Origin of the sequence: Planktotalea sp., from assembly GCF_039984035.1 — a bacterium.
GTDB lineage: Bacteria > Pseudomonadota > Alphaproteobacteria > Rhodobacterales > Rhodobacteraceae > Planktotalea.
Genome location: NZ_JBDWVM010000316.1, coordinates 1 through 9,058, shown reverse-complemented (window position 1 = coordinate 9,058; position 9,058 = coordinate 1). Strand labels below are relative to the sequence as shown.

The 9,058-nt window shown below is 55.7% G+C and carries 9 protein-coding genes; 3 read left to right on the top strand and 6 right to left on the bottom strand.

Annotation, left to right across the window (positions count from 1 at the left end):
• The 6 genes from ABJQ89_RS14245 to ABJQ89_RS14220 form a co-directional block, all read right to left on the bottom strand.
• Positions 1 to 990: Mur ligase family protein (locus ABJQ89_RS14245; RefSeq protein WP_348496852.1), on the bottom strand; the 990-nt coding region annotated here is incomplete at its 3' end.
• A gap of 42 nt (positions 991 to 1,032) precedes the next feature.
• Positions 1,033 to 2,817, bottom strand: a complete 1,785-nt coding sequence (locus ABJQ89_RS14240) for a penicillin-binding protein 2 (protein WP_348496851.1) — start codon at positions 2,815 to 2,817, stop codon at positions 1,033 to 1,035.
• On the bottom strand, positions 2,814 to 3,197 hold the full coding sequence (locus tag ABJQ89_RS14235; protein ID WP_348496850.1) for a cell division protein FtsL: 384 nt from the start codon (positions 3,195 to 3,197) through the stop codon (positions 2,814 to 2,816). The genes ABJQ89_RS14240 and ABJQ89_RS14235 overlap by 4 nt, the downstream gene beginning before the upstream one ends.
• Positions 3,198 to 4,181, bottom strand: a complete 984-nt coding sequence (rsmH, locus tag ABJQ89_RS14230) for a 16S rRNA (cytosine(1402)-N(4))-methyltransferase RsmH (RefSeq protein ID WP_348496849.1) — start codon at positions 4,179 to 4,181, stop codon at positions 3,198 to 3,200.
• A gap of 3 nt (positions 4,182 to 4,184) precedes the next feature.
• Positions 4,185 to 4,700 carry a division/cell wall cluster transcriptional repressor MraZ gene (gene mraZ, locus ABJQ89_RS14225; protein ID WP_348496848.1) on the bottom strand — a complete coding sequence of 172 codons (516 nt, stop codon included), beginning with the start codon at positions 4,698 to 4,700 and terminating at the stop codon, positions 4,185 to 4,187.
• A 729-nt stretch (positions 4,701 to 5,429) separates the two neighbouring features.
• Positions 5,430 to 6,368, bottom strand: a complete 939-nt coding sequence (locus tag ABJQ89_RS14220) for a LysR family transcriptional regulator (RefSeq protein WP_348496847.1) — start codon at positions 6,366 to 6,368, stop codon at positions 5,430 to 5,432.
• A 242-nt stretch (positions 6,369 to 6,610) separates the two neighbouring features.
• Between ABJQ89_RS14220 and ABJQ89_RS14215 the strand changes: the two genes are divergently transcribed.
• From ABJQ89_RS14215 to ABJQ89_RS14205, 3 genes are all read left to right on the top strand, one after another.
• The gene (locus ABJQ89_RS14215) at positions 6,611 to 7,618 is read left to right on the top strand and encodes a hypothetical protein (protein ID WP_348496846.1); all 1,008 of its coding nucleotides are present in this window, start codon (positions 6,611 to 6,613) and stop codon (positions 7,616 to 7,618) included.
• Between the two features lie 25 nt (positions 7,619 to 7,643).
• Positions 7,644 to 8,141, top strand: a complete 498-nt coding sequence (locus ABJQ89_RS14210) for a TRAP transporter small permease (RefSeq protein WP_348496845.1) — start codon at positions 7,644 to 7,646, stop codon at positions 8,139 to 8,141.
• Positions 8,138 to 9,058: TRAP transporter large permease subunit (locus ABJQ89_RS14205; protein ID WP_348496844.1), on the top strand; the 921-nt coding region annotated here is incomplete at its 3' end. The genes ABJQ89_RS14210 and ABJQ89_RS14205, both read left to right, overlap by 4 nt.

Here is a 9,058-nt window from a genome sequence, read left to right as displayed (position 1 = left end):
GCCAAGCGTGTCAAAGACGCGCGCGGGGTCTTCGCCGCAGGCAATCACAAGGCCAGCGGCGAGCAGGACGTTTTCGGCTTGGAAGCCACCTATAAGGTTAAGCCGCGCTTGGAACGGGCGGTCATGCCATTTGAACAGCAGGTCTTGCCCCGTGCCATCGAAGCGCTGGCCGAGCAGGCAGAGGTCAGCCTCTGGGTCTTTGCCGACACCAATAAGTTCATGACCATTGGCCTGCGCGATCATTGCGACTTCAGCGCCTTTGGGATCATCAAGGTTCACAACCGCAACGCCATCATCGGTCAACACACGGGTGAAGAGGCCCATTTTGGCCTCGAAATAGGCCTCAAACGTGCCGTGGTAGTCCAAGTGATCTTGGGTGAAATTCGTAAACCCAGCCGCAGCCAGATGCACACCGTCCATGCGGCGTTGATCGAGCCCGTGGGAGGATGCCTCCATCGCTGCATGGGTGATACCCTCGTGGGCGAGCGTGGCAAGGGCGCTGTGGAGCGTGATGGGTTCTGGTGTTGTGTGGGCGAGCGGGAGATGAAAACTGCCCTCAACTCCCGTTGTGCCCAGATTCACAGCCTCTAGATCAAGCAGGTTCCAGATTTGACGCACGAAGGTGCTGACAGAGGTTTTGCCATTGGTACCTGTCACGGCTGTCATAACCTTTGGCTGCCCGCCAAACCAAAGCGCAGACGCAAAGGCCAAAGCGCCGCGCGGATCGTCGGTGACAATGACAGAGGCATCGGACTTGGCCAATTCATCAGCAGCGATTTCAACGCCAACCGCATCGGTCAGGATCGCCCCTGCCCCCATGCGCAAAGCATATTGAATGAACTCGCCGCCGTGGACCTTGCTGCCCGGAAGCGCGGCAAAGAGATAGCCGCGTTTGACTTCGCGGCTGTCCACTGCGAGCCCGTAAACATCGGGGTTGCTGCCATCCGCTGCGGTCAGCCCGAGCTGTTGTAATGTCTTAGATGCCGCCATGGCCTGCCCCTACATCTTGTAGCGCGCGAGGCCGCGCACCCTTTAATTCGATGTGAGCGTTATACCAGCCAATTCACCTGGTTCAATCTCTGGTCTTAGTCCCAAGAGCGGTGCAACGCGTCCAATCATCTCTGCCGCTACCGGAACAGCGGTCCAACCGGCCGTGCGGCGCGGCTTTTTGCCCGAGGTTTCGATAGGCTCATCCAGTGTCACGACCAAGACGTAACGGGGATCATGGGCCGGAAAGAGCGATGCGAATGTCGCGATCACTTTGTCCTTGTAGTATCCGCCGCGCGGCTTTGGTTTATCCGCCGTGCCTGTCTTGCCGCCCACAGCATAGCCTTGCACTTCGCCAAAGCTGGCGGTGCCCTCTGTCACAACCTTGCGCAGCATTGAGCGCGCATAGGCAGCCGTATCTTCACCCATCACACGTACGCCTTCTGGCAGGCCTTCGCGTTTGACGATTGTCGGTTTGATGTAGCGCCCGCCATTGGCAAGGGCAGCATAGCCCGCCGCCAAATGCAGCGGTGAGTTGGAAATGCCATGTCCATAAGAAATCGTCACCGCACTGAGGTCAGTCCAACGCTCTGGGTAGAGCGGTTTACCGCCCGTGGCTTCGACGATTTCAAGTGGGGTGTAATCCATGAAACCCATTGTTTTCATGAACTCTTTTTGACGTTTCACACCGATTTGCAGCGCCATGCGGCCGGTGCCGCGGTTGGAACTTTTGACGATAATGTCGGCAACGCTGAGCTTGCCATAGTTCTTTTTCTGGAATTCACCGATGTTGAACCCTCCAACGCGAAGCGCCTTGCCCGTGTCGATAATGGTGTTCTGATTAACAAGGTTGAGGTCCATCGCTTGCGCGGCGGTAAAGATTTTATAGGCCGAGCCAAGTTCGTACACGCCTTGCACGGCGCGGTTGAACAGTGGGCTGTCTGAGGCATCCCCTTCGACCAGCGGGCTGGGCCGCGCGTTGGGATCGAAATCCGGCAGGCTGACAATCGAAATAATCTCGCCCGTGTGCACATCCATGAGAACAGAGGCCGCGCCCTTGGCGTTCATCAATTGCATGCCACCATGCAGAACGCGTTCGGCGGCGGCTTGGACCGTTAGATCGATTGAAAGCGCAAGAGGTTTGCCGCCCCGTGCGGGATCACGAAGTTCTTCGTCAAAATATTTTTCAACACCTGCGACGCCAATCACTTCGGCCGCATGCACACCTTCGCGGCCAAAACTTGCGCCGCCCATGATGTGTGCCGCGAGTTTGCCGTTTGGATAAAGGCGCATTTCGCGTGGCCCGAACAACAGACCGGGATCGCCGATGTCATGCACCGCCTGTTTTTGCTCAGGGCTGAGTTTTTTCTTGATCCACATGAACTTACGGCTGCCCGTAAAGTCCTTGATCAGGCGTGCGTGATCGAGATCGGGGAAGATTGCGCTCAGCTCGGCTGCGACGCGTTCCTTGTCGATCATCTGATGCGGCTGCGCATAGAGCGAATAGGTTTCGAAGTTCGTCGCCAAGATGCGCCCGTAGCGATCTGTGATATCTGCGCGGGTTGCTTGGATGCTCGCCCCTGCGCTGGCCGCGCGTGGCTCGGCTGGCTCTGTCGCCGCCAACACGCCCATGCGCGCGCCGATGACGCCAAAGGCGCAAAAGAACATCACGGAGAGGATTAACAAACGCCCTTCGGCGCGACCGCGCGCGCTGTCGCGCATCTGTTCGTGACGAATGCGCAGGTTTTCACGTTCGATCGCGTCAGGGTTTTCACCGCTGGCGCGTGCTTCTAAAATTCGGGCAAGAGGACGAAGAGGCGTGCGGATCATGGGAACGTTCCGTCACCGCGCGTTACGGCTTCTTCGCCTTGGTTCAGCCCCGAAACGTCCACCGGATTGGTGATCACGAGTTCAAGTTCGGGCTGTGGCGGAAAGGCGATTTGATCGACCTTGCCGAATTGATCAGGGCGCAAAGGCAAGAGGCCCAAGCGTTCAAAATTCACATCCGCCAAGTCGCGCAGACGATCAGGGCGGTTGAGATAAGCCCATTCAGCGCGAAGAACCGTCAGACGGTCGCGGGCATTGCCAATCTGGCGGTTGATTTTTTCGACGCGGGCAATTTCAGCCTGCGTTTGGTAATTTTCGCGGTAGGCCCAAAAGGCCAGTCCGATAACAGCGAGAGCGGTGATTACATATAACAATGAACGCATTTAACGGTCCTTTCTCAGCATGGGCATACCAAGGGATTTCGCATCGATCCCGCCTGCGGGGGCATCGGTGCGACGTGCGAGGCGCAATCTGGCGGAGCGCGCACGTGTGTTCGCTTCCAGTTCTTCTTCGCTGGCTGAGATCGCTTTGCGGCTCAGCAATTCAAAAGCAGGCTTTTCGGTCTGTAATTCGGGAGCGAAACGGTTGGCGTTGCCTGTTGTTCCCGCGCGCGATTGCAAGAAACGTTTCGCCATGCGGTCTTCCACGGAATGGAAGGTCACGATAGCCAGCAACCCACCCGGCGCAAGCACTTGCTCAGCCGCCTGAAGACCACGGTAAAGTTCGCCGTATTCGTCATTCACCGCGATGCGAAGCGCTTGGAAACTGCGCGTCGCGGGATGGCTTTGACCCGGTTTTTTGCGCGGCAGGCATTTTTCGATAAGCCCTGCGAGCTGCAATGTGGTGGTGATGGGCGTTTCTTCGCGCAGTTCAAGAATTGCGCGCGCGATACGGCGCGATGCACGTTCTTCGCCGTAATTATAGAGAATTTCAGCGATCTCTTCTGCGCTATATTCGTTCACGATGTCCGCGGCGCTTTGACCCTCCTGGCCCATACGCATGTCGAGCGGCCCATCACGCATAAAGGAAAACCCACGCTCTGCGCGGTCCAATTGCATCGACGAGACACCCAAATCGAGAACGACCCCATCCAACCCCTCGGCAAATTCCGCCATGTCGGAAAAAACGCCGCGTTGTTGGATGAGACGTTCGCCGTACTGCCCTGCCCAGCTCGCCGCCATATCGAAGGCAAGAGGGTCACGATCCACAGCAATCACACTATCTGCACCGGCATCCAAAATCGCGCGCGTATAACCGCCTGCGCCAAAGGTGCCATCAAGCCAGCGACCCGAAATCGGGTCCGCGGCCTTAAGAATAGGACTAAGAAGGACAGGAATGTGAGGAGCAGATGTGGCAGCCTGTTCCATGGATTATTCCACCGCACTGGCCGCGGGGGCCGTATCAAGGAATTCCAGGGGATCAAAATCCTCAGGCAGCTCTTCAAGCCACTCCTCGGTGCGCGCCAATTCTTCGGCCTCATAGGTTTCCGTCTTCCAAATTTGGAAGGTGTCACCCGCAGCGATAAAGAAGGCTTCTTTTTCGAGGTCAATCTTGGAGCGCAGCTTTGCCGGCAAAACCAAACGGCCCGTTTCGTCGATTGTTGTCGGAAAGGACTGACCGTGGAACATGCGCTGCAGCATTTTACGCTGCATAGAGCCACGGGGAAGCGCGTCGATTTTTGCGTCGACCTCTTCAATGGCTTCCATTGTATAGCACTCTAGATAATTGCGGCGGTGATCGCCGTAGACGATGACCAGTTCAGGTGCGAGGCCTTCGGTCCAATTAGGGTCAGCCGCTTCGATCACACGACGAAAGGAGGCCGGAATCGAGACCCGCCCCTTTGTATCCACCTTATGGTGGCTTTCGCCTCTGAATCTGCGTGACACGCCAATTCGTCCCTTTTGCCTGCTCAGGTGTCCCGATTTCGAATTTTCGGGGCCCTAAAAAAATTAAAGGCGGATCAAGCTGCTGCCACTGCTTGATCCGCCGACGTCCCGTCTCCGGGAGTGTCCGATCGCGCGCGCCACCTGGGGGGATGTCTGCTCGCTCGCGCGCCGGATCTCGTAAAGAAGATAAAGGCGAGTGCCTGTATGAAACCTGACTTGGGATTTTTATTAAGCTGGGGTCGTTTGGCGCCCCTTTGTCTTACCCGTCTTCATCTTCTGTCATTAGGGATACGATGGGAATTCATGGTAATCAATAGGAAATATTGGGTAGACGTTTCTAAATGTTGTGTTCAACTTCGTTCAAAAACAACATTTAGCAAGAACATGACGGGAACATTTTCCACAAATAGCGAGAACAAGCCGATCCAGCACTAGATATAGGGCGTCCATAATTTCCCAAATTCGTCCCATATTTTCCCATTTTTTTGGCCGCGCGCCCGTATTTGCCCCATTCGTTGCAAGATTTTCAGCCTCTCACCCTACGAATCACACCTGAATCGCGGTGTAAATCATCTCCAATTGCGTGAATCCTGAGTGAGTCTTTCGCGCTACAGGTCGTTTTGGACAAAAATAGACGGGTTTGGGCCATGATTTCCCATGCCGCCCATGATTTCCCATAACACCACTGGCGATTTCAGCTTTCTGGCATCTCTTCGGGCGCAAGCGCCGCTAGTTTGCCCCTGCCCCGAGCCCGCCGGACAGGTAACGGGTCAAACTTTGCGTCTTAAGATGCTCTTTAAAATCGGAGATGAGCGTCGTCTCTTTCCGATCTGCCACGGTGATCGCGCTGACCTCATAATCTTGAGTGGGTAAATTGATGGTCGCCTGCGCCAGCCCGTCCGACCCGTCCGGTTTGATCGCATATTGCGGGAGCACTGTGAGAAAGTCGGTTTCTCGGATCAATTGCAGCACCGCTTCTGCGGACTCGCTTTGGCAGGCAACAATCGGATTTGGAATGCCAATCAGCTTGAGACTGTCCTCCATATCCGCGCGCAATGTGCTGCGATCCGTATGCCCGACCCAAATTGCGGCCCTATAGTCGTCCACATTAAAGCTGCTTTGCTTTAAGAGCGGATGATCTTGTCGACCGACGATGACGTTCTTGTCTTTGAAAAGCGGTTCTAGAGTTAGGTCGGTTATCATCGGGTCCACGAATTTTGCCGGACCTACGACCACATCCAATTGATTGAGATACAAGCGCTCCATCAATCCAACCTCATAATCAGGGAAAAGATCGATCCGAACAGTGCTGCGCTCTGTGAGAAAGCTGGCGATTGCTTCGGACATCAGGTTTTTACACAAGAACGGTGGCGCGCCCAGTTTCAGCACACCAAAAAAACCACGAGCGCCGAGATCCACAACTTCAGCAGCGCGCAGACGCGCCGCACGGATCGAGCGCCCCTGCTGCGCCAGCTCTAACCCCGTTGGCGTCGGCATGAGCGGCCTTGTGCTGCGTTCAAACAACGGGGTGCCGATCCGCGCCTCTAGATTGCTCAACATGCGGCTCAGCGCAGGTTGGGACGTTCCAATCTGCGTTGCCGCCTTTTGAAGCGTTCCAGCCTCAACGATGACGGCGAGCTGTTCTAGATGCCTCGGATCAATGAACATATCAAAATCTTATACTAGTGTGATGATAGGATATTGGACTGATATAATAAATCTCATCATCATCCGTCAAGAACGCCATCACGCAATGGAATCAGACGCAGATGGTGTTCTCGAACATTTCGCAAAGGAGGCTCGGAACGACCGCGCTGCCTTTGCGACTGAAATTGACCGCGCGGCTGGAGGAGCATGTCTGCGCGCGGTGAATGTCACAACGCCAGACACTCTGGCACTGGGAGAAAAAGATGAAAACCAAACTCGTTTTGTCAGCCCTCGCGCTGACCATGACCGCAAGCATGGCTCAAGCGAAGACCCGTATTCTGGTCAACTGCTTTTGGCCATCCAGCCATTTTGCCTGCAGCGAAGTGTTGCCCCATTGGCTGGATGAAGTGAAACGTGTCACGGACGGGCGCGTCGTTGGGAACATCCCGCCGAAATCAGTGGCGCCGCCACCAGAGCAATTGGCCTCTGTCGATAAGGGCATCGTGGATGTTGCGGTTCAATTTAACGGGCTGATCCAAAACCGCGTGAAAGGCCCGCTGGTGGCAATGCAACCCTTCACTGGCCTTCGCAACGCGGAAAAAATGAGCCGTGCGCTCTGGGCGACAAACCGGAAATTTTTTGCCGATGAATTTGAGACCGTGGAGTTGCTGTCCCAATTCGTGATTTCGCCCGGTGAGCTTTACAGTCAGACCGACATGCCGATTAACTCTATCGATGATTTGGCCTCTCGCAAAATCTGGGCCTTGCCCGGACCGCTTGCGGCAATCACTAAAAAGCTCGGGTCGGGCGTTGTGTCTAGCCCTGCGGTGAAATCGAACGAAATCATCTCGCGCGGCGTTGTGGATGGTCATCTCGGGCTTGATCCACAAGCGGTGCAAGCGTTCCAATTGATGCCTTACACCAAATCCGTGACCGTATTTGATAAGGCGCTCTATTCCACATCCTTCTCTGTGTTCATCAATCAAGACAAATGGGCGGAAATCTCTGCAGAGGATCAAGCCGCAATCATGAGCGTTTCTGGCGACATTTTGGGCGCTGCATTCGGCGCGCGTTGGGACAAGGCGGCGGCAGGCGCACAAGCGGCCTATGCCGATGCAGGCATCGATGTCGTGCAGGCCGATCCTGCGTTTGAAAACGCCCTTATCAAAGCCTCTGGCTTTGTAACAGAAGACTGGCTCAAGGCTGCGGGCGAGGCTGGGATCGACAGCGCAGCTGCGCTTGATTTCTACAAGGCCGAGCTTGCGAAATAAGGCTGGCATTGGGGGAGGACGCATCATGATTGCAAAACTACTCAGCGGAATTATCCGTGCGTTAGAGGTGCTGAGCAGCATCGTTCTGGCCGCGATGATGCTTCTGACCTTTGTCGATGTCATTGGACGATATGTTTTGGGCGCACCTGTGTTTGGTGCGTCCGAGATGATCTCAACCCTATTGGCGTTGGTGATTTTCCTTGGGTTGGGCCTAGCGAATGCCAAAGACAAACACATTGTTGTTGAGCTGTTCGACAGCAGAGTGCGCGCCCTTGCCCCGCGTTTTTACGATATGGTCGTGCAGGGGTTTTCCATCTTCGCCATGAGCTTGATTGCTTATGTGCTTTGGGAACAGGCCGTTGAAGCCGCACATGTTGGCGCGACCACCATTGTTCTGGAATGGCCCTTGGCGTGGATCACTGGAACGGTTGCGGTTCTCGCGGCGCTCAGCGTTGTCAGCCAAGTCCTAGGGCTGATCGTTGGCCCAAGCGCGCGCATGCCCCATCTGGAGGATGCGGCATGACCACTGCACTCATCGGATTTGCCGCCCTATTGGCGCTCTGTTTTCTCGGATTTCGCGTGGGCTTTGCCACTTTGATCGTCGGTTTCATCGGCTTCACGCTTGAACGCGGCTGGGAGGCATCGCTCTCGATGGTTGGCCAGCAGGTTTTCCATGACAGCATGAACTATAACCTCAGCGTTATCCCGCTCTTTATACTTATGGGCGTCTTGATCGTTCATGCGCGTATCAGTCAGGACCTCTATGATGCGGCCTATGCCGGTCTGGGGCGGTTCCGCGGTGGTCTCGCGCTTGCGACGGTGCTCGCGGCGGGTGGTTTTTCGGCGGTTTGCGGCTCCACACTGGCGACTGCGGCAACCATGGCAAAGGTCGCCATGCCGTCTATGCGCAAATACAACTACTCCAACAGCCTTGCCACGGGCACAATCGCAGCGGGCGGCACACTTGGCATTATGATCCCCCCTTCAGTGCCGCTTGTGATTTACGGAATTATCGCAGAGCAAGACATCGGACTGCTCTTTATTGCGGGTATTTTGCCGGGCCTGCTGCTGATCGCTTTGTTCCTCATTGTGGTGGGCGCGGTTGTGCGCCGTGATCCATTGGCCGCGCCGCCAGCCCCGCCGCTTGAGCCTGCACGGCGCAAAGAGGCCATTCGAGGAACGATGCCAGTTCTTGTGCTTTTTCTTATCGTTCTGGGCGGTATTTATTCCGGCGCATTTACCGCAACCGAAGCGGCAGGCATTGGATCTTTCGGAGCGGCTGTGATTGCCATTTTGCGCGGGCACATGCGCGCGCTCTCTGAATGGCGCGATTGCCTTGTGGATGCGACTACCACGACAGCGACGATCTTTATCGTCCTGCTCGGCGCGATTGTCTTTTCACAATTCATCAACCTATCTGGCATGCCCTATGACCTGTTG

Bases quoted from the DNA above. Each gene is read 5' to 3' on its own strand.
- ABJQ89_RS14235 (WP_348496850.1), bottom strand. From the start codon at position 3,197: ATGCGTTCATTGTTATATGTAATCACCGCTCTCGCTGTTATCGGACTG.
- ABJQ89_RS14215 (WP_348496846.1), top strand. From the start codon at position 6,611: ATGAAAACCAAACTCGTTTTGTCAGCCCTCGCGCTGACCATGACCGCA.
- ABJQ89_RS14210 (WP_348496845.1), top strand. From the start codon at position 7,644: ATGATTGCAAAACTACTCAGCGGAATTATCCGTGCGTTAGAGGTGCTG.
- ABJQ89_RS14220 (WP_348496847.1), bottom strand. From the start codon at position 6,368: ATGTTCATTGATCCGAGGCATCTAGAACAGCTCGCCGTCATCGTTGAG.
- rsmH (WP_348496849.1), bottom strand. From the start codon at position 4,181: ATGGAACAGGCTGCCACATCTGCTCCTCACATTCCTGTCCTTCTTAGT.
- ABJQ89_RS14240 (WP_348496851.1), bottom strand. From the start codon at position 2,817: ATGATCCGCACGCCTCTTCGTCCTCTTGCCCGAATTTTAGAAGCACGC.